The sequence below is a fragment of the Vibrio sp. 10N.222.49.C9 genome (assembly GCF_041474985.1).
Taxonomy (GTDB): Bacteria; Pseudomonadota; Gammaproteobacteria; order Enterobacterales; family Vibrionaceae; genus Vibrio; species Vibrio crassostreae_C.
In genome coordinates this window covers 1-309 of sequence record NZ_JBFRVD010000826.1, presented here as the reverse complement: position 1 = coordinate 309, position 309 = coordinate 1, and the positions used below count along the sequence as shown (strand labels likewise).

Annotated in this window: 1 protein-coding gene; it reads right to left on the bottom strand. The window is 46.9% G+C overall.

All coding sequences use genetic code 11. From position 1 onward, the window contains the following. Window positions 1-27: 27 nt before the first annotated feature. A partial coding sequence (locus AB4585_RS25795) for an SH3 domain-containing protein (protein ID WP_372171623.1) occupies window positions 28-309 on the bottom strand: 282 nt, incomplete at its 5' end.

The following is a 309-nucleotide window of genomic DNA, read 5'->3' as shown; positions in this document are numbered from 1 at the left end:
CTCTAGTGTACGGTTGAGCAATAGTGTCTATTGAGCCCGCAGGTACTTGGCACTTGCCCAAGCCCTAACGCCATTCACGTCAACCAACCACCAGCCGTCCTGCTTCATATACACATCAACGGTCTGGTTGCGTTTTAGCTTGTACAGGATCTTGCCTTTTGTATGTGGCTCTTTACGTGCATTGAGCTTAGTCGCTAGCACCTTTGCTTGTAATAGGGGTAACTTAGCCGGCTCTGTTTGAACCACTTCTCGATTCATTCGATAGGATTCATTTGCTGACACATTGCTCGCATCATTACCCATAAACAA